The following is a 21,584-nucleotide window of genomic DNA, read 5'->3' as shown; positions in this document are numbered from 1 at the left end:
TATCATGGGTATGATATTTGGGAGATACCGCCTAATGGGCAAGGCTTAACGGCGTTAATGACACTTAATATTCTAAAGAATTTTAAATTTGACAAAAAGGACTGTACAGATACATATCATAAACAATTTGAAGCAATGAAGATGGCATTTGCGGATGCCTTTGATATCATTACTGATCCCAAAAATATGAAACGTGATTTTCATGAATATTTGAGTGATGATTATGGTAAAATAAGAGCTAAAGAAATCAGTGAAAATGCTGAATTAAGAAATCCTGTAAATCCTCCAAAGAGTGGAACAGTGTATTTGTGTACGGCAGATAAAGATGGAAATATGGTTTCATATATTCAAAGCAATTATATGGAATTTGGTTCAGGTATCGTTGTAGAAGATTATGGAATTGCATTACAAAATAGAGGTTCTGATTTCTCACTTGAAGAAAACCACATCAATGCTTTAGCACCAAGAAAGAAAACATATCATACAATTATTCCAGGATTTATTACCAAGGATAATAAAGCTGTATGTTCATTTGGTGTCATGGGTGGTTATATGCAGCCGCAAGGACATGTTCAAGTAGTTACCAATTTAATTGATTTCAATCTTAATCCGCAAATGGCATTAGATGCTCCAAGATGGCAATGGAAAGAAGGAAATGAATTTATTGTAGAACCTGAATTTGATAAAAAAATAATTGAAGAATTAATTGCCAAAGGACATAGAGTAACGGTGGCAGATAATCGGTATTCATTTGGCCGTGGACAAATTATTTTGTTGGCAGATAACGGTGTTTATATAGGTGGTACTGAATCAAGAGCAGATAGTAATATAGCTTGTTATTGATTCTCCAATTTAGATAAGGTGGATTATGAAAGTATTAGTAGATTTATACATATCTTGGTTTAAAATGGGTCTGTTCACGTTTGGTGGAGGATATGCCATGTTGCCAATGATTCAAAAAGAAGTTATAGAAAAACATCATTGGGCAACGGAAGAAGAAGTTATGGATTATTATGCCATAGGTCAATGTACACCAGGAATTATTGCTGTTAATACAGCAACATTTGTTGGTTATTATCAAAAAGGAGTTATTGGGGGTATTGCCGCGACATTGGGAGTAATTTCTCCTAGTATAATAATCATAAGTTTGATTGCATCAGTTTTGAGTAATTTTGCAGAAATTACACTCGTTCAAAATGCCTTAGCAGGTATTCGTGTTGCCGTTTGTTTCTTGATGGGAACAAGTATTTTGAAATTATGGAAGTCGAGTGTTAAAGATATAACGGGAATATTCGTTTTTGCGATTGCATTACTACTTGCATATTTTGCGAATATTTCAGTTGTCATCATCGTTATTCTCGCAGGAGTTGCTGGAATTGTTATTAGCAAAGTGAGGAGAATGAAACATGAGTAACTTTATTTTGTTGATATTCGAATTTTTTAAAACCGGATTATTTGCGATAGGTGGCGGGCTAGCAACTATCCCCTTCCTACAAGATATGGCTGTCAAATACAATTGGTTTTCTACTGAAATGCTAACAACAATGATTGCAATTTCAGAAAGTACACCAGGACCAATGGGAATTAATATGGCAACCTATGTTGGCTATCATATGTTTGGTTTACCAGGAGCAATCGCAACATCATTAGCGATTGTTACACCAAGCATCATCGTCATTTGTATCATTGCAAATATGTTAAAAAAATTCAAAGAAAACCAAACGGTCCAAGATATATTTTATGGTTTGCGTCCTGCTGTTGTTGCATTGATTGCAGTAGCATGCGTTGATATTTTCTTAATCACATTATTTAATATTGATTTCACTTCAATTGCACAATTGTTTAATTGGAAATCATGGATATTATTACTTGTATTGATAGTAGCTAATCGTTTTAAGAAATTAAATCCAATTCTTATTATTCTATTTTGTGCAACTGTTGGTGCAGTATTTGCATTTTAAAAAAGATTCTCTAAATAATAGAGAATCTTTTAATTTGAAAAACTTAGACTTAGTTTATTTGGATTATAGTTGTTAGGTGATTTTATAGTGTAAACAAGAGCATCAATTTCTGCGGAATTCAATTCACTAGGAAGCTTATTAAAGTAGTGGATAGAAGCTGTTTTTATGCCAAAGCAATCTTCTCCAAAGTTGATAATATTGACATATAATTCTATAATTTCATCTTTTGAATAATTCTTTTCTAGTTCTAATGCAACTAATAATTCAGCGATTTTTCGTTCGTATTTTTTTTCAAAAGTGAAATACATATTCTTTGCTAACTGTTGAGTGATTGTACTTCCTCCTTCAGCTTTTTTACCTTCCTTAATATTTGTAACAAAAGCACGAGTTAAGGAAATTAAATCAAATCCAGGGTGACTGTAAAAGCGAGTATCTTCTGAATGGATTAAAGCATTTATAAATACAGGATTGATATCATCCAGAGTAGTATAATTTTCTCGTGATTTAATTTCATTTACATATTCTGTAAGAGGTTTATCTTTAAGAGCAGTTTGATACATATCAACACCTTTTACGACGATAGGTAATACAAAATTGACTCCAATGATTAATGTAACTAAGACAATAAATGCGAATAATCTTTTCATATGAACTCACCTCTTTTCTATACTTATCATAGACAAAAAAAGTAAGTTCTTCCTTAGAAAAAACTTACTTAATCATTACAAAATTGTCACTTTGACATATCTATGGTTATTTTATTAGGATCTAAATCATTTGTCTTTAGCATTGATAAGATGTATCCACTAGTTGTTTCATCTTGTTCAATCAGCCAAGAGTAGAAATCGCTAGCTATAAAGGAATCCTTAATTTCAAGTATTCTTCCAGCAAAGTAATAACAATTTAATGTTCCTTTAGCATCAAGTAATTGAGCTATTTCTTCAGCTGTATGGGAACTAGATTTGAATCGACTTGCACCACGTGATGTAGAAGATTGCTTGAAATAGTTGTAAGAATATTCAGGAAAGTCAAGCAAGTTAGGATCATTATTATTTTGTGATGCCCATGTTGAAATATCTATAGCTTTAGTAGAATAGTTTAACTCTTTAAAAGGTACATAATCGACAATACCATATTGACTTGGATAAACTAATAAGGAACTAGAACAAATATCAGTGATAACACCATTTTCTTTTTCTTTTGTGTTAATATTTTGCGCATGAATATGTCCACTAAAATTTACTCGAATATCTCTTTCATCAAAGATACGCAACGCTTTCAACGTATTTAATAAAGTATTATCAGAACTAAAATATTCATTTTGTTTAATAATGTTATGATGAGTTGAACTTATAAGTTGAACATTTTTTTCTTTGGCTATTTCTGCAATTTCTTCAATCCAGTCATAAGTTTCACTACGTATGCTACCCGTACCCTCTGATCCAAGTACAGTATTTTCCTCGTATCTTGCGGTATCAAGCATAAGTATCCATGCGTTATCTCTCAATTCATATACATAACTTAATGAATTTTCGTCACGGTATAATGCATTGCTATATCCGCAATCACTATATATTGATGCAAATTCTTCTGCAGAAACAGTATTAATATATGAAGAAGGATTACCATATGTTCGTGAAGAAGGATTCATAATATCATGATTACCTGGAATGACAAGCGGTTGAATGCCATTATCAATTAATCTAGATAATTGTTTGGCAATCCATTGATGGGATGTTTTTTCTCCTTCAAGACTAATATCACCTGTAAATAAGACAAATTCAGGTTTAGTTTCAATCACTTCATCAATGAAAGCATTAAAGATTTCAAGGGCATAGTTTAATAATCTGCCATCTCCTTGATTTAATGCAAGATCATCAAATAATTCTTTGTTCTCTACAATCTCAGGATTATAGAGGTGGGTATCACTGGTAACGTAAAAACGAATCGTTTCAGGTTTCTCTACGACAGGTTTTTCAGATGTACAGCCACTTAGTAGCATTGCAGATAAAAGTATTAAATAGAATTTTTTCATATGTTCATTATAAAGAATAAACCAAAAAAATGATAGCAAAAATACCAGTTATTCAACTGGTATTTGAGGAGTTACTTTATCTACTGTATTAACTGTGATGATAACACCATCAGAATGGCTAAATGAAATCTTGTCGCCAACATGAATAAATGGTAAACGATCATCTAAAGTAATAATTGCTTTATAAATAATTTCATCATTTTGAAGTGTGAGATAGTAATACGAATTACCATCAATTACAACATTTTGGATATCAGTGATAATACCAGTGATATCTTGTCCAGTTAGTATCTCACCTGAATTTGCACCTAACATTTGTAGGTATGCTTTTGCGGCAGCTACTAAACCTAAGTTACTATCAGTAACTTTAACTTTTTGGTAATCTTGCACATCAACAAATGCATATGCTTTTACAAGTCCAGCACTATCTTTAAGTGATGATAAATAAGTTGGACGATTATCTAAATTAATAAGAAGTGGGAATGTCGAAATATATCCTTTTTCTTGTACTGCACCTTGAGCTGATGCCATTGCACTAAATTCTTCAGCACCTGGAACAGCATAGAATTTAGTATCCTTAGTACGAAGATTAATTAAGATGAATCCAATATTAGATTGATCAGCGGTTGCTGAAGTAATTCCAGTATAAACAAAGATATCAGTATCATCTGCAAGATAAGTATATCCTTGAGTTGTTGTACGAACATTTTTTTGACCGATAAAACTATTTAACCATCCATCTTGATATGAGCCCCAAGAATTTGCTTGTTCAATGACAAGACTTGCTGGATAGACATGGTCAACCCATTTTGGCACATCTGCAACATCATAGTAAGTTGAACTACCATCAATTGGATTTGTAAGAATTGCACCTTTAATATCAGGAAGCATTTCAATCCACTTTACTTTTAATACAGGTGTTACATAATAAGGGTTTCCCTCATCATCAATTTCGAAAACAGACGTTGATAATAATTCAGTAGGATATTGAAAGCGAATATGACGTTGCAAACTATCATTAAAGAATCCACTTGCCGCATATTTCATTCCTTCTGGTAATTTAATTAAGCTAGCTTCACCAGTTGTACTATCAACCATAATATATCCTGGGATACCTTCATTACGATTACCAAACCATTTGAAGAAACCATTGTATTCAAGTGGAGTTACACGAACAAGACGACCGTTATAACTGATTTGCGTATATTGTTCAGAAACACTAAATTGTGAAATGAGTTCAGGTAATTGTCCCATGACACGATCACCAACTTTTTCGGTACTTGATTTATCGAGTAGTGGTAAATTATTTAAATCAACCGGTGGAATATCTTCTTTAAAATTACCATCAGTGACATCAATACGTTTTGCATATGTACTACTCATAAATATTGGAGAATAAATAAATCCGCCAACAACTGCAACAACAATTACAACACCAACTACCACAGAAGCTTTAAATGATAATTTAACAGTTGTGAGTGGTTTAGTAATATTAGCGCCTACAATATAAATAAAATAAGAAACCGCAATAATTGCACCAAAGATTATGAGCGATGAATAAGATTGGATTGTTAGTGCAGGTAATAAGACATAGAAGCATCCAAACGATAATACTAAGAATACAACTAATGCAAATAATAAATTCTTGTTTTTCATTAAATCCTCTTTCTAATGAGTAGCTTTTGACTTCGCTAAACATTTAACTATTAACCATATAAGTAGAAATCCAACAATCATACCAGAACCATCAATCATCATGTCACCTAATTCGCAAGAGCGACCAGGAGTTATTAATTGAAGTGATTCATCAATGATTGGCACAATAAGGAAACATATGAAATTTATTATGCTGGATTTTGTAAGTGGTTTTAATTGAATAGCAATGTAAATGAGTCCACCTAAAATTGCATATTCTAAGAAGTGCGCAAACTTACGAATCAAGTGATGAAGAAATTCATAATCCAAATGAACATTTAGCGATAACAATAAGTTGTAAACAAATGTTGTAAATGTAGAACTTATTTGTTTAGAACCAACTGCCGGAATTAAAGAGTTCGCAAATATAAATATAATCATAATTCCTACAAAAATCCATGGAATAAATTGGAAAACTTTCTTCTTCATAATGCACCATCCATGGTAAGTATCATAACATATTTTAAGCGAAAAATTGACATCTAATGAAAAAAAACAAAAGTTCACACAATGAAGTTTATATTCATCATAGATATTAAAGATATAGGAGTAAGATAATAAATGCTGTTATCTAAAAATTAATAGTAAAGGTAGTAGTATGGATTTTTAATTCCATAACGTTATGATATAATGTGTTAGGTTATTGAGGTGGATAATGAAATTAAATGCTAGAAATTTGGTTTTGATATTATTAGGGAATTTTTTACTTGCGGTAGCGGTAGGATATTTTATATTGCCAAATAATATTTTGTCAGGAGGAGTAGCTGGAATTGCGGTTGCACTTCATTCATTTGTACAAATTCCAACTGATTGGATTGTAAATGGTTTAGTAATTGGGTTGTTTTTTGTGGGATGGATATTTTTAGGGAAAGATTTCGCAATTAAAACAGTGTTAAGTTCATTTGTTTATCCAATTTTTCTAACACTAATTAGTCAGTTTAATATTCCATTAACAATTGATCCACTTTTAGCTTCATTTTATGGAGGGATTATTGGTGGTGTTGGAATTGGATTAGTTATAAGAACAGGAGCAAGTACAGGTGGAATGGATGTTCCACCACTTATCGCTCATAAATATACAAATATATCAATTGCGAAATTAATTCTCATTACTGATTTTTTTACAGTATTACTTGGATTATTGGCATATGATTTAGAAGCGGTTTTGATTGGAATTATTTCAGTATTTACAACAAGTTTTGCAATTGATAAAGTTTTATTGATGGGTGGACAAGAATCAAAATCTGTGCAAATTATTTCAGAACAGTATAGTATTATTTCAGCAAGGATTCATGAGAAACTTGAAAGAGGAACAACAATTACAGATGCCGTCGGTGGATATACAAATAATGCAAAGAAAATAATTCTTGTAGTTGTATCACAAAATCAATATCCACAACTTATTGATTTGATAAATGAAATTGATTCCAAAGCATTTATTATTACGACGGATACTACAGATGTTCATGGTGAAGGATTTAGTTATGGGTATCGTGTTTAATTTGAAGTATGATATAATGATTTAGTTAGGAGACAAGCTAATGATTACTTTAGAAAATGTAAGTAAAACCTATAAAAATGGTGTTAATGCACTATATGATGTAAATTTGAAAATAAAACAAGGAGAGTTTGTCTATATTATTGGACCTACTGGTTCAGGAAAGTCGACTCTTATTAAAATTTTAGATGGTGAAGAAGTTCCTACAAAGGGAAAAGCAGAAGTAGTAGGAATAAATGTGGGCAAACTTAAACATTCAAAAGTTCCGCTATATCGTAGAAATATTGGAGTTGTTTTCCAAGACTTCCGTTTATTAGAAGCAAAAACAGTTTTTGAAAATATCTCTTATGCATTAGAAGTAATAAGTATGAAGAAAGATACAATTCGTCATCGTGTTAGACAAGTAATGAATCTTGTAGGATTAGATGATAAAGGAAGTTCATTTCCAACAGAGTTATCTGGGGGGCAACAACAAAGGGTAGCGATTGCTAGGGCAATTGCGAATAGGCCGAAAGTATTAATTGCGGATGAGCCAACAGGAAATCTGGACCCAGTAAAATCAGATGAAATTATGCAGCTTCTTGAAAAGATTAATCGTGAAGAGGGAACAACTATTTTAATGGTTACCCATGATATAACTTTGGTAAATAAACACCGCAAAAGAACTATTGTTTTAGAAAATGGTCATGTAGCGGCGGACTTATCTGAGGGAGGTTATATTAAACATGTTCAGTAGATTAATAAGACATATAAAAGAGGGATTCTTCGGAGTAGGTCGACATGCAGCAATGTCTATCTCAAGTGCATCAGCAGTAACGATTACATTGATTATTATTTCAATCTTCGCAATCTTCACAATGAACTTAGCATCAATGACAAATAAGATTGAAGGCGAAGTCCAAATATCAGTAATGATTGATTATAACTATGAAGCACAAGAACATATTGATCGTATTGGATTAGCAATTCAAGGTATATCTGGTGTTGATGCAACAGGTGTACAATTCTCAAATAAAGATGATGAACTTACATATTACATTGAAAGTTTCCAAGATGAACGTGAAAGAGAAATTCTAGAACAATATCGTGAAGACAACCCAATGCATCATGCTTATTATGTTAGAGTTGAAAACGGTGAAGATTTAAAAACAATAGCAGATCAAATTTCACAAATAGAAGGAGTCTCTGAAATTAACTATGGAGGAGATAGTTCACTTCTATTAGTAGATGCCTTAGATTCGGTAAGAACAGGCGGATTAATTATTGTAATCGCATTAAGTTTACTTGCGATATTCTTAATTCAAAATACAATTAAAGTTACAATCTTAGCACGTGCGAATGAAATTGCGATTATGCGTAGTGTTGGAGCAAAAAATGGATTCATTCGTGCACCATTTGTTGTCGAGGGAATTATAATAGGAGCATTGGGATCAATTATTCCAATCTTTGCGACAATCTTTGGATATATTTATCTATATGCCCAATTAGGTGGTAAATTGATTTCTAATATTTTTGTACTAATAAGTCCACATCCATTTGTACTTTATATATCAATTATGTTACTTGTTGTAGGAATGTTAGTTGGATTAATTGGTAGTTTCTTGTCAGTAACAAAATATTTGAGGTGGAAGCGATGAGAAAATTAACAATATATGTATTGAGTTTCTTAATGTTACTTGGAAATACTATTCCAGTAATGGTTATAGCAGAAGATGATTTTAGTGATACTGCAGCTTGGACTGCAAAATGTTCAGCAACAAATTTAACTGCGGAAGAGCAAGCACAATGTGCTCGCTTTGCACAAAAAATGTCAGATGACTCAGAAAGTCTACGTCAACAATTAAAAGATATTGAGTCAAAACGTCAAGAAATTTCCGCGAATATTGCAGAATATGGTAAGAAAATTGCGGGATATGAAGCACAAATCTCTGTTCTTAATGCTGAAATTGCAACACTAAATGAACAGATTTCAGTGAAGGAACAAGAAATTGTATTAAAAGAACAAGAGATTACGACAAAAGAAGCTGAAGTTGAAGCGTTAAAGAAAAAAATCATGGATCGTATGGTAGCGAGTCAATCTAGCATGCGTTTAAATCAATATGTAGATATCATCATGGGAGCGAAAGACTTAAATGATTTAGTGCGTAGATCAAATGGTATCAAAGATATTACAAACTATGATGAAGTTGAGCGAGAAGAATTAAAAGCTTTAATTGATGAATTGAATATTGCGAAAGAAGAACTAGTTACTGCGAAAGCAGCACTAGAAGAAGATAAAGTATCAGTAGTAGCAAAACAAAATCAAATACTCGTAATGAAAAAAGAAGCGGAAATTGCAACCCAAGAAGCTAAGAAAAAAGAAGCTGAATTGGAGGCTGAAGGAAACCGAATTGCTGGTAATCTGGATGGCATCAAACAAGCACTTGCAGCAATGAGTACTAATATTGATAACATTCCAAGTTCATCAGGATTCACTAGACCAGTTTCTGGTGGTAAGGTTACGGCCGGAACGTGGCATTATCCAGAAAATTTTGGTGGTGGAGTTCATCTAGGTATGGATTTTGCGCCAGGACGTGGAGCAACAGTAAGAGCTGCTGGTAATGGTGTTGTCATTAAGAGTGTTGATGGTTGTGGTGAAGGATACTTAACAAGTAGTTGTGGAGCTGCACAAGGGGGATCATCAGGTGGTGGTAATCAAATTTATTTACTAACCAGGATTGATGGTACATTGTATGCGGTGAAATATCTACATATGCAACAAGGATCACCAATTGCCCAAAATTCAATTGTGAGTGCTGGTGATTATATTGGACAAGTAGGAAATTCAGGGAACTCATCAGGCCCCCATTGCCATGTCGAAGTATTTAAACTAGGATCAATGGGTATTAATGATTATATTGCATCATGGAACGGTGATTTGGCATTTGGAACAGGTTGGGGAAACGCAGGACTTAATACTACTTGTGATAGTAGAGGTGCCCCTTGTCGTGTAAAACCAGAATCAGTATTCTAATTATTAAAATGGGAGCAAGCAATTGCTCCTTTTTTCATGTTTTATGATAGAATATACCTTGAGGTATTTGATTATGAAAAATGATGATAAGAAAGTTCGTATTAAATTAGAACGTCATATATGGCCAGATGAAGCTCATCGAATTGAAGACAAACGAAATAAACGTTTAGTTACTGTATTTGTGATTGTTTCAATGTTATTTGTATTTGTTGTAGGCTGGCTAATAGGAAGTGCTAGACCGATAATTATCAACCCAACACCTGAACAACAAACTGAATCAAAGTTAGATAAAATATTAGGGATTATGAGTAATAACTGGTATTTTGCTAAAGATGATGAAAAAATAGTGGACCATCTATTAGACCAAGCATTGTATGGTATGACTTCAAATGAAGTAGATCCACATACAACCTATTTATCAAGTGATGAATTACAATACTTTATGCAATCAATTAACATGAATTTTGTTGGGATTGGAGTGCAATACATTTCATCAGATGGTTTAAATATGATTGATCGTGTATTTAAAAATTCACCAGCAGAAGAAGCAGGCGTATTACCGGGTGATATTATTAATAAAATTGATGGTGTATCAGTAGAAGGTTTGACTTCAGATGATATTAAAGATATGGTGCGAGGCGAAGAAGGAAGTAAAGTAGTCATTGAATTTCTACGTCAAGGGACACCAATAGAATTGGAAATTACTCGTCGAGAAGTTTATGGAACTGCAAATGGAAAAATGGTTGAAGATGGTATTGGTTACATCGAAATTTATCAATTTGGAGATTCAACGGCAGAAGAAGTAGGCGCTTATCTTCAAGATTTAACCGATTCTGGAATGACAAAATTAATCATCGATTTACGCGATAATGGTGGCGGATATCTAGATGCACTTGTAGATATCGCAAGTTATTTTGTAGATAAAAATGAAATAGTAATGAAACAAGAATATGCCGATGGAACAATTAGAGAATCATATGCAAAAGAAGGCAAATTCACAAATATTGATGAAATTGTAATACTAGTAAATGAAAATACTGCAAGTGCTTCAGAAGTATTGACACTTACTTTAGAAGAATTAAGAGATGATGTAACTGTACTAGGAACAACAACATACGGAAAAGGTACAGTACAAATTACGCAACCTTTTGAAGATGGATCAGCACTTAAATACACAACATCAAAATGGCTATCCCCTAGTGGTAAGTCTATTAATGGTGTTGGAATTGTACCAGACGTAGAAATTAGACTTCATGATGTGTTGTATGAAAGTTACGTAACTCTTGAAGAAGGTATGGAATTCAAAATTGATCAAGTATCAAATTATGTAAAAATTATTCAAGAAGGTTTAGACTTTTTAGATTATAGTATTGATAGAAAAGATGGATATTTTGATAAATCAACTGAAACAGCAATCAAAAAGTTTGAAGAAGAACATAATTTGGAAGTTGATGGAATTCTAGATACAACAACATTTGATGCAATTCTATCGTCAATTACTAAAACATGGTCAATGTCAAAAGACAAAGATATACAGTACCATGCCGCAATTGATTTATTAAATGAACAATAGTTAACTTAAAAGCTAGAGAAATCTAGCTTTTAGCAATTAGGAGGAAATATATCGTGGAAAATATGATAGTTAGAAAAGCAAATGAAAGCGATCGTAAAGCAATTGCCAAAGTGAACGCAAGAGCATTTAAAAATGATTGGCGCATTCTTAAAGAGAATGAAGATGATATTATTATGGCAATTGAAGAAGGAATAAATATAAATGTCTATATTGTTGCGGAAATTGATGGTCGAGTTGTAGGATTTTTATCGGCAGTAACAGGAAATGATAGAGCACAATATATTGTGAAAAAGAAATTTCAAAAAGCTGCAGGTTTCTTTAAAGGGTACATGATTGCGATGATGTTAACTAAGGAATTTGAGGAACCACTACATTTAAGTGATAATCATGTATACTTCGATATTATTGGTATAGATCCTGCTTACCATCATCAAGGAATTGCAACCCAATTAATACGATATGAAATAGAGCATAGTGATTATAAAATGTATAGTTTAAAAGCGACTAATATTAATGAGAATGCGATTAAGTGTTATACAAAGAATGGTTTCAAAGAATACAAAAGAGTTAGTGTGAAGTATCCCAAACAAATGGGATTTAGTGAATATGTATATATGGTCTACGAAAAATAGTGAATATAGCTATTACTTGAATGATATTCATGTACAAATGTGGGGTTTGTGCTAAAATAAAACGAGAGGAAATTGAAATGACAGAACATAAATTTGAACTAGTATCTAAATATAAGCCAACAGGTGATCAACCCAAAGCGATTGAACAGCTTGTTGAAGGAATAAGAAGTGGTAAACGTGAACAAGTTCTATTGGGAGCAACAGGGACTGGGAAAACATTTACCATTGGAAATGTTATCGAACAAGTGAATAAACCAACACTTGTTTTTGCGCATAATAAAACATTGGCAGGACAATTATATTCTGAGTTTAAAGAATTATTTCCAAATAATCGAGTAGAATATTTCGTATCCAATTTCGACTTTTATCAACCAGAAGCATATATGCCAAAAACTGATACATACATAGAAAAAAATGCAATGACAAATGATGAATTAGATATGTTAAGAATGGCAGCATATAACTCTGTATTGGAAAGAAGAGATACGATTATTGTAGCCTCTGTTGCATGTATCTACGCATCAAGTGATCCATCACAATATCGTGATATGTTCTTTACAGTTCGCGTGGGTGAGAAAATTGATCGCCAAGAATTACTTCGTAAATTCATAGGGCGACAATATCAAAGAAATGATATTGAACATCAACGTGGAACATTTAGAGTAAGAGGAGATGTCATTGAAATATCACCAGGACATACTGATCAATTCGCGATTCGTATTGAAATGTTTGATGATGAAATTGAAAGAATTCTGGAAGTAGAACCAATTTCAGGAAAAATATTAAATAGCTATACTGTTTATATTATTTATCCAGCTAATGGTTATGCAAGACCGAAAGAAAATATGCTTCGCGCATGTGAAGAAATCAGTCAAGAATTAAAAGAACGATTGAAAGAATTGAATGAACAAGGAAAATTATTAGAGGCTCAACGACTTGAACAACGGTGTTCATTTGATATAGAAGCATTACGTGAATTTGGAATGTGCCCAGGTATCGAAAACTATTCAAGACAAATTGATGGCAGAAAACCTGGTGTAAGACCTTTCAACTTATTTGACTATTTTCCAAAAGAAGATTTTTTGTTGGTAGTTGATGAAAGTCACGTATCATTACCACAAATACGAGGGATGTTCAATGGTGACCGTGCAAGAAAACAAACACTAGTTGAATATGGATTTAGATTGCCAAGTGCACTGGATAATAGACCAATGCGATTCGAAGAATTTGAAACAATATTTAAACAAGCGATTTTTGTATCCGCAACACCAGGTGATTATGAGTTAGATCGAGTTAACCGTGTTGTAGCAGAACAAATTATTCGACCAACAGGATTATTAGATCCTGAGATTATAGTGAAACCAACACGTGGACAAATTGATGATTTATCAGATCAAATTAACGAACGTATTAAAAACAATGAACGTGTGTTAATTACGACTTTAACTGTGAAAATGGCAGAAGATCTTACAGATTATTTGAAAAAACACGATTACAAAGTTGCATACTTACATCATGAAACACAAACTTTAGAACGTATCGAAACGATAAGAGATTTACGTAGAGGAAAAATTGATATTCTAGTAGGCATTAACTTATTGCGTGAAGGGTTAGATATTCCAGAAGTTTCATTAGTTGCGATTTTAGATGCAGATAAAGAAGGTTTCTTGCGTTCGGAAAGATCACTTATTCAAACAATTGGACGTGCAGCACGTAATTCGCATGGTCAAGTAATTATGTATGGTGATAGAATGACGGGATCAATGACACGAGCAATTGAAGAAACATATCGTCGTCGTAAAATCCAAGAAGAATATAATCGTGTTCATGGTATTACACCAACAACAATCAAAAAAGATATTCAAGAAGCTGTACATGGAAAAGAAACACAAGAAATGACAGCACGTTATATTCAAAAGAAATCTAAGATTAACAAGAAAGAAAAACAAGAATTAATCGCAAATCTTGAAAAAGAGATGAAAGATGCTGCAAAAGTATTAGACTTTGAAAGAGCTGCTGAATTACGCGATATTCTTATTGAATTAAAAGGATAGTAATATTGAAGTGCATCTCTAATTTGTACAAACAAATTGTAGAGGTGCATTTTATTATGTCAAAACTTACAATAGAATAAAAATATTGCATAACATTAAGGAAACCTTAAGAAAATCTTAAGAAAAAACAAACCACCATAGGTGGCAAAGGTATGTGAAATAATGTACAATAAATAGGAAGTGAGGTTATTTTGTATGAATGAGAAAAAAGATTTTCTAAGTTCACTAGCAGATGAACTAGATACTAAAAATGAAGGGGCAGCAAAGGATGATTTTGAAATTTATCATGCAAGTTCAAAAAGTGCAGCAGAATTGAGAAATTTCAAAGATCAAGACTATGATTTTGCTGAAAATAGTGTTCAACCAAAAACTGCACCTAAACCTACATCTATGGGTGGTGCATCTGCGACGCCAAAAGCAACAGCAACCCCAACTCCAAAACAAGCACCTAAACCAACTCCTCAGTCAGCAGGTTCTTTGCGTGATGGGAAGAAATCACCACATAGTTTTCAACAAGAAGAACTAAAGAAGATTGATAAGAAACCATTTAAGCTAGATCCTAAAATCTTAATTGCAGGAATTATTGGTTTAATCGCAATCATTGGTTTAGTTTGGTTTTTCTTCTTTGCACCAAAAATTCCAATGCCTGATTTTGTTGGAAAAACAATAAATGATGTTGGTGCATGGGCAAAGCAAAATAACATTGAAACAGCAGGTATTATTATAAATAAAGAATACAGCTTAGAATATGATAAAGATGTAATCATATCACAAGATCAAAAAGCAGGATCTAAAATCAAGAATGATACAGCATTAACATTTGTGGCATCTAAAGGTGCTGATCCTGATGAAGTAATTGCATTCCCAGATTTGATGAATATGACTTATTCAGAAATCAAAGATTGGATAGATACAAACAAGTTACAAAAAACAAAAATTAATACACAATACAATACATTAGTAGAAAAAGACCTTGTTATTAATTATGATTTGAAAACAGGAACTGAAAGTAATTTCACTCGTGGTTCAACATTAACAATTAATATTTCAAAAGGACCAGCACCAGCTGGAACAGTTGCAATAGAAAACTTTGTAGGAAAGACATATGCAGAGTTAGAGCAATGGGCAAATTCAAAGAAGATTTTATTAGAAAAAACGGAAGCATATAGCGATACTGTAGAAACTGGTAAAATTATTTCTCAAAATATCAAAGTTGGAGAAAGCCTTGAAGAAGGTGGTAAACTTGGTGTTGTAGTTTCTAAAGGTAAAGCAGTAAAAATTCCTAATCTAGTAGGCTATACAAAAGAAATGTTAGATGTATGGGCAGCTACTCCAGAGAATAAAGTTACAATCGTTAAAAAAGAACGTTATAACTCAGCACCAGAAGGAACTGTTATCGGTCAATCATTAGCAGCAGGAACACAAGTTGACCAAGGTACAGTATTAGAACTTACAATTTCGTTATACATGCCACAACTTGAAACAAACAGTCGTGCTTGGTATGGTAAAGATTATCTTGAATTAATTAAATGGGTAGATGATGCAAATGGTAAGGGAGCAAACTTAGCAGCAGGAGCATGGGCTGGCGAAGAAAAGAGTGATACTTATCCAACTCCAGGACAAATTATTTCTTACTCTTGTTTAGATGCTAAAGGGAATCAATTACCGTATGGTGCAAATGGATGTGCAAGACCTCTTCCAATTGATGCAAAGATTTCTATGAAAATTTCAAGTGGTCCAGTAACACAGCCAACACCAACACCAGCACCTGTATTAAAAGAATTTAAAGTTGATAAAAATTTAGGGTATGCAACATTTAAAGCACTTTGTGGTGCAAATGGAATAACTGTAAATCCTATTGGAACAATTGCAGATAATTCAACAACATTTGTGATTCTTCAATCAGACGGTGTAAATACAATAAATAATGGTCAAACATTATCAGAAGGCATGTCAATCATTGTTCAAGAACCAACACCAGCACCTTAAGTGTTGATGTCATTATCATACAAATAGAAAGAAGGATAAAATATGAATTTCTTTAATCGTGCATGGCGATACGTAACTCGTAAATTATCTAAATCAGTTTTATTAGGAATTACATTCTTTATGATTGGTAATCTAGTATTAATTGGTTTAGGAATTAGCGATGCGGCAAATAATGCAAAAATATTAACACGTCAATCAATGCGTGCGGTTGTTAACTATGAGGTTGATAATCAAAAGTTTTGGGAATACACAAATTCACTAGAATCTGATGAAGAAAGAAATGAAGCGTATAAAAATTATCCAAAAATTGATAAAGAAATTGCTTTGAACATTTCACAAGATGAACGTGTTAAGGCAATGAACTATTCAGTAGCTTCTCCAATGTATTCAGATGGATTCGAAAATGTTCCTTTAGGAAATGAAGAGAAAAAAGCTGAAAATGGTGGCGGTGGAGCTGTCATGATGGAAGATGGAACACAATTTGAATACAAAGAACCAAACATTATGATTCAAACAAATATTGTGCCTGATTCAATTGAGTTTGTAGAAGGTACGAATAAAATTGTTGATGGTAGAATGTATAATCAAGATGATCTTGATAACGCAAATAAAGTTGCAGTAATAACTAAAGAATTAGCTGATGTGAATGGATTATCAGTAGGTGATACAATCAAACTTTCAAGTATGCAAGCTAATCAACTTCCTTACTTTGAAAACATGGGCATTACGGAAGATATGACAAAACTTGAGTTAGAAATTGTTGGAATTTATACAACTTTAGCTGATGTTGATCCAAATGATGAACGTTTTAATTGGATGTCACCATACGAATCACCAAAGAATTTTATATTAATTCCTGGAACTACAATTGCACAATTTAATTATGCAGTTTCAAAAGCTAGTTATGACTATTATGTGTCACAAGGACAACCAGATATGGTTGGTACTGAACCAACTTTAGAAAATTCGTATAATGCGAGTAAAGTTGTTTATTTATTAAATGATCCATTGGAAGTTGATGCATTTGTCGAAGATCATAAAGTTGATTTAAAAGAATACACTTTCTTAAATGCAAATAATGAACAATTCAAGAAATTAGCAAAACCTTTAGATACACTTTCATTCTTTGCAAATGTAATTGTATGGATAGTTGCATTAAACGCAGTAGTAATCATATCATTAGTAACAGCATTGACATTGAAAACACGTGAGTTTGAAATAGGAGTTCTATTATCACTAGGTGTAAGTAAAGTTAAAGTAGTAATGCAATTATTTATGGAATTGTTAATTATCGCTGTTATCGGATTTACACTGGCTGTAGGGTCAGGTAGTTTGGTTGCAGGTCAAGTTGGTAAGATGGTATTGAACTTCCAACAAAGTGCATCTGAAGAAGAAATAACATCAGATAACAATGTATATTACTGGGCAGGAGATCAAAACTACTTTACAGAAATTACACAAGATGAATTACTTAGTAACTATGAAGTTTCTATCAGTATTTGGTTAATCCTTGAAATATATATTTTAGGTATTGGAGTAGTATTCGTAAGTATTGTAATTCCTTCTGCAATGATTATGAGACTAAATCCAAAACAAATCTTGTTGGCATAGGAGGACGATATGGGAACATTATTAAAAGTTGAAAATATTAACTACGGATATGTCGACGGAGGATATCGTAGAGAAATTCTTAAAGATTTAAGTTATGAATTTGAAGAAGGAAAATTCTATACAATATTAGGACCATCAGGAAGTGGTAAGACAACACTTTTAAGTATTCTTGCGGGATTAGATAAGCAAGAAAGTGGAACAGTTTATTATGCTGGAGAATCACTAGAAAAACTTGGACTATATAAATACCGTCGTAATAAAATTGGTGTTGTATTCCAAGCATACAACTTAGTACAATACTTAACAGGAATTGAAAATATAGAAGTAGCAATGACAGAAACAGATAATAAAATACCTAAAAATCGAAAAGAGATTGGGTATACATTACTAGAAAAATTCGGTATTGTGAAATCAAAGGCTGATCGTTTAGTTACTCACTTATCAGGAGGAGAACAACAACGTATCGCAATCGCACGTGCATTAGCGTCTAATGTAGACTTAATCTTTGCGGATGAACCGACAGGAAACTTAGATAGCGCAACTGAAGATGAAATCATTAATATCTTTAAAATGTTGACGGAAAAATTTGGGAAAACAGTTATTGTAGTTACACATAGTAACGAGGTTTCTAAATTATCAGATCATCGTGTCTTTTTACAAGATGGTAAACTAATCGATATCGAATAAAAGAAAAATATGAAAGAATCATTTGTGATAAAGACAAATGATTCTTTTTTAATTAAATGGAATTTTGAAACTCATAAGGGTAGAAAATCTATAAGATAAATAACATTGACGTTGGATAATGGTAGTAGTAAAACTGAACATTTATAGAAAATGTTCAAAAATAAAAAGTGCCTATTCGACCAGGGTTATTAAAAATGCCCTTAGAAACATTTGGAATAAATAACTGTATCTTTTTTTTGTTGCTAAGGTATGGTAAAATCAAAATAACGATTTAGAGACTGATGATTCATTCGAGAGAGGGCGAGGTGTGATCATGAGAAAACGCAGTTCTAGTTTTCTTAAGTGGGGACTAATTCTTTTTATAATTTTAGTTTTAATCACTTCAATAACTGTTTTCTTTATTGAAGGTACCCGCGCAGATATAAATAAGCAGAATCAACAGTACTTAGAAGAGATTGCAGTACAGTGTGCTTCAACAATTAAAAATACAGTGGATTTAGAGATAGATAAAGTTGAGGCCATAGCAAGTATTATTTCAGCAAGAGAACCATTCGATTTAGACTATACAATGGAAATATTGAAAGTAGAGGATAAAAGATCAAATTTTAAACGCCTTGGATTTGTAACACTTGATGGTGAAGTTGTTGCAACTGATGATACAAATTTCAATATAAGTGATCGAAGTTATTTCTTAGATGCTATTTCTGGGAAAAGTACAGTTTCTGATAGAATGACTGATAAAGTGAATGGTGAATTTATAAATGTTTATTCTACACCGATTTATCAAAATGAAGAATTACTGGGAGTTATCATTGCAACATCAGATGCAGAGAATTTTTCTGAATTATTAAGTGTAAGCACATTCTATGGTGAAGGATATTCTTATGTAATAGATAAAAATGGTGAACTAATTGCGTATGCAAATAGAGAGATACCACTATTAACTGAAAACTTATTTGATGAATTACTTATTGAGGGTGCAGCAGAAAAAGAAGTGGATTATTTGATGCAAAGTATTCAAAACAATGAGAGTGATTTCATTGAATATGTAGTGAATGATGAAAGACATGTAGCTGCTTTCACTGCTGTGGGGGTTAATGACTGGCATGTGTTTACAGTGGTGCCAAAATCTGTTATTTCACAAAATGCAGATAATATTATATTGAGAAATTTTACAATTGTTGCACTAGCGATAATTATCATAGGTGGTTTAGCAATATTTGTTGTAATACAAAATTATAAGAACAATTTAAAACTTAAAAAAGTTGCATTCTATGATCCTTTAACTGGATGTTATAATCTAGCTTATTTTAAACAACTTGCCTCAGAGGTTTTGAAAAAGAACAGATCTGATTTATACATGGTGCGTATTGATATTGATAATTTCAAAATGATTAATGAAATGTATGGATTTGAAGAAGGTGACTTCATCTTAAAGAAGATGGAGAGACTAATAACTGAAATTTTATCAGGAGATGATTTGCACTGTCGACTAGGTGGAGATGATTTTCTAGCGTTGCTTAAATATTCTTCTGATGCGGATGTGATTGAAAAGGGAACTATTTTTAGAAAAGAGTTTAGTCAATTTCTTGAAGTAAACGAGAAGCGATATACATTGAACTTTACAACGGGTATATATCACATTCCTGCAAATGAATCTGATATTGATAAGATTGTGGATAGAGCGACAATGGCACATAACTATTCAAAACAACTACCAAATGAAAGAAAATTTAGTTTCTATCGCGAAGATATGCGTGAGAAAGCTATCCGTGATAAGGACATCGAAGATGTTATGGGTGCTGCACTAAAAAACGGTGAATTTAGAGTTTTTCTACAACCTAAATACAATATTGATTCTGGTAAAATGGAAGGTGCAGAAGCATTAGTACGTTGGTTTAAAAATGGTAAGATGATGCTTCCTTCTGAATTTATTCCAGTATTTGAAAAGAATGGATTCATTGTGAATGTAGATTTATTTGTATTAGATGAAGTATGTCAATTGCAAAGACGATGGTTAGATGAAGGTATTAATCCTTTACCAATTTCAGTAAATCAATCAAAGCCATTAATTTATGGTAATGATTATGTTAAAAAATTAAAATCAACTGTTGAAAAATATAATATTCCTCCACGACTAATTGAGTTGGAATTGCTAGAAACTATCATTCACGATGATATAGTGCGATTGACAGACACAATTAGACAATTGCGAGATTATGGGTTCCTTATATGTATTGATGATTTTGGTAATGGATATTCATCACTCAATTTATTGAAGGATATTTATGCTGATGTATTAAAAGTAGATAGAGGGTTCTTGTCAGATGCCGAAACAAATATAAGAGCTGGGCAAGTATTGAAAAGTATTATCTTGTTATCGAAAGATTTGAATATGTCATTAGTTGTTGAAGGTGTTGAAACAGATAAACAACTTGATTTATTAAAACTTCTTGAATGTCACGTTGTACAAGGATTCTTGTTTGATCGACCAATGGAAGTTAGTATGTATGAGAAAAAATTAAAAGCTAATTAAAAGAAAAAGAGAAATTTTAAATAAAATTTCTCTTTTATATTGAAGGATTTCCTTGGTAAACTTCTACTCCACTTTTTGACTTGGATTTCACAGAATACATTGCAAGATCTGCTTTTTTGATGAGTCGAGATTTATTTTCATCTTTATCATCGATGAAGGCTATACCAAGACTTGCAGAAATATAAATTGGTTTATCAAGTGCAACTGAAATATTGTTCACTTTCTCCAAAATAGCATTTGCAAGACTAAATACTTCTTCTTTAGACTTTATTAAAAATGTTGCTACACTTGATCCTCCAC

Annotated in this window: 19 protein-coding genes; 14 read left to right on the top strand and 5 right to left on the bottom strand. The window is 32.4% G+C overall.

The features are described 5' to 3' along the window. The 3 genes from RSB60_RS06480 to RSB60_RS06470 form a co-directional block, all read left to right on the top strand. Positions 1-843, top strand: an 843-nt coding sequence (locus tag RSB60_RS06480; protein ID WP_332615240.1) for a gamma-glutamyltransferase family protein, incomplete at its 5' end; no start/stop codon positions are given. Positions 844-868: 25 nt separating this feature from the next. After that, entirely contained in the window at positions 869-1,414 is a 546-nt protein-coding gene (locus RSB60_RS06475; protein WP_323381427.1) for a chromate transporter, read from the top strand. Next, positions 1,407-1,961, top strand: a complete 555-nt coding sequence (locus RSB60_RS06470; protein WP_323381426.1) for a chromate transporter — start codon at positions 1,407-1,409, stop codon at positions 1,959-1,961. Before RSB60_RS06475 ends, RSB60_RS06470 begins: the two co-directional genes overlap by 8 nt. A 29-nt stretch (positions 1,962-1,990) precedes the next feature. Here RSB60_RS06470 and RSB60_RS06465 read toward each other — a convergent pair whose 3' ends face one another. The 4 genes from RSB60_RS06465 to RSB60_RS06450 all read right to left on the bottom strand — a co-directional run bounded on the left by RSB60_RS06465 (position 1,991) and on the right by RSB60_RS06450 (position 6,120). After that, positions 1,991-2,608, bottom strand: a complete 618-nt coding sequence (locus RSB60_RS06465; protein ID WP_332615237.1) for a biosynthetic peptidoglycan transglycosylase — start codon at positions 2,606-2,608, stop codon at positions 1,991-1,993. Positions 2,609-2,694: 86 nt separating this feature from the next. Then, positions 2,695-3,996 (bottom strand): metallophosphoesterase, encoded by a 1,302-nt coding sequence (locus RSB60_RS06460; protein ID WP_332615235.1) that lies wholly within the window; start codon positions 3,994-3,996, stop codon positions 2,695-2,697. 48 nt (positions 3,997-4,044) lie between these two features. Further along, positions 4,045-5,652: a CvpA family protein gene (locus tag RSB60_RS06455; RefSeq protein ID WP_323381423.1), complete on the bottom strand. Its 1,608-nt coding sequence runs from the start codon at positions 5,650-5,652 to the stop codon at positions 4,045-4,047. A gap of 12 nt (positions 5,653-5,664) precedes the next feature. Then, positions 5,665-6,120 (bottom strand): VanZ family protein, encoded by a 456-nt coding sequence (locus tag RSB60_RS06450; protein WP_332490648.1) that lies wholly within the window; start codon positions 6,118-6,120, stop codon positions 5,665-5,667. Positions 6,121-6,346: 226 nt separating this feature from the next. Between RSB60_RS06450 and RSB60_RS06445 the strand changes: the two genes are divergently transcribed. The 11 genes from RSB60_RS06445 to RSB60_RS06395 all read left to right on the top strand — a co-directional run bounded on the left by RSB60_RS06445 (position 6,347) and on the right by RSB60_RS06395 (position 21,284). Next, positions 6,347-7,192 (top strand): YitT family protein, encoded by an 846-nt coding sequence (locus RSB60_RS06445; RefSeq protein WP_323381421.1) that lies wholly within the window; start codon positions 6,347-6,349, stop codon positions 7,190-7,192. 40 nt (positions 7,193-7,232) lie between these two features. Continuing rightward, the gene (ftsE, locus tag RSB60_RS06440) at positions 7,233-7,925 is read left to right on the top strand and encodes a cell division ATP-binding protein FtsE (protein ID WP_323381420.1); all 693 of its coding nucleotides are present in this window, start codon (positions 7,233-7,235) and stop codon (positions 7,923-7,925) included. Then, a complete protein-coding gene (gene ftsX, locus RSB60_RS06435) occupies positions 7,915-8,826 on the top strand; it encodes a permease-like cell division protein FtsX (RefSeq protein WP_323381419.1) in 912 nt (303 codons plus the stop codon). The genes ftsE and ftsX overlap by 11 nt, the downstream gene beginning before the upstream one ends. Further along, entirely contained in the window at positions 8,823-10,202 is a 1,380-nt protein-coding gene (locus RSB60_RS06430; protein ID WP_323381418.1) for a murein hydrolase activator EnvC family protein, read from the top strand. The genes ftsX and RSB60_RS06430 overlap by 4 nt, the downstream gene beginning before the upstream one ends. 73 nt (positions 10,203-10,275) lie before the next feature. Then, positions 10,276-11,775 (top strand): S41 family peptidase, encoded by a 1,500-nt coding sequence (locus RSB60_RS06425; RefSeq protein ID WP_323381417.1) that lies wholly within the window; start codon positions 10,276-10,278, stop codon positions 11,773-11,775. Between the two features lie 62 nt (positions 11,776-11,837). After that, positions 11,838-12,407, top strand: a complete 570-nt coding sequence (locus tag RSB60_RS06420) for a GNAT family N-acetyltransferase (protein WP_323381453.1) — start codon at positions 11,838-11,840, stop codon at positions 12,405-12,407. A gap of 77 nt (positions 12,408-12,484) precedes the next feature. Further along, entirely contained in the window at positions 12,485-14,461 is a 1,977-nt protein-coding gene (gene uvrB, locus RSB60_RS06415) for an excinuclease ABC subunit UvrB (RefSeq protein WP_332615231.1), read from the top strand. Positions 14,462-14,656: 195 nt separating this feature from the next. Continuing rightward, positions 14,657-16,450, top strand: a complete 1,794-nt coding sequence (locus RSB60_RS06410; protein ID WP_332615229.1) for a PASTA domain-containing protein — start codon at positions 14,657-14,659, stop codon at positions 16,448-16,450. A gap of 42 nt (positions 16,451-16,492) precedes the next feature. Beyond that, positions 16,493-18,061 (top strand): ABC transporter permease, encoded by a 1,569-nt coding sequence (locus RSB60_RS06405; RefSeq protein ID WP_332615227.1) that lies wholly within the window; start codon positions 16,493-16,495, stop codon positions 18,059-18,061. 9 nt (positions 18,062-18,070) lie between these two features. Beyond that, positions 18,071-18,748, top strand: a complete 678-nt coding sequence (locus tag RSB60_RS06400) for an ABC transporter ATP-binding protein (protein ID WP_323381413.1) — start codon at positions 18,071-18,073, stop codon at positions 18,746-18,748. Between the two features lie 313 nt (positions 18,749-19,061). After that, the gene (locus RSB60_RS06395; RefSeq protein ID WP_332615225.1) at positions 19,062-21,284 is read left to right on the top strand and encodes a bifunctional diguanylate cyclase/phosphodiesterase; all 2,223 of its coding nucleotides are present in this window, start codon (positions 19,062-19,064) and stop codon (positions 21,282-21,284) included. Positions 21,285-21,318: 34 nt separating this feature from the next. Here RSB60_RS06395 and RSB60_RS06390 read toward each other — a convergent pair. Continuing rightward, positions 21,319-21,584 (bottom strand): diguanylate cyclase domain-containing protein (locus RSB60_RS06390; protein WP_332615223.1); only part of this gene is annotated, 266 nt, incomplete at its 5' end.

Origin of the sequence: Anaerorhabdus sp., from assembly GCF_036657415.1 — a bacterium.
Taxonomy (GTDB): Bacteria; Bacillota_I; Bacilli_A; order Erysipelotrichales; family Erysipelotrichaceae; genus Anaerorhabdus.
Note: the sequence above shows the minus strand (reverse complement) of the source record. Positions and strands in the feature narration are given on the sequence as shown.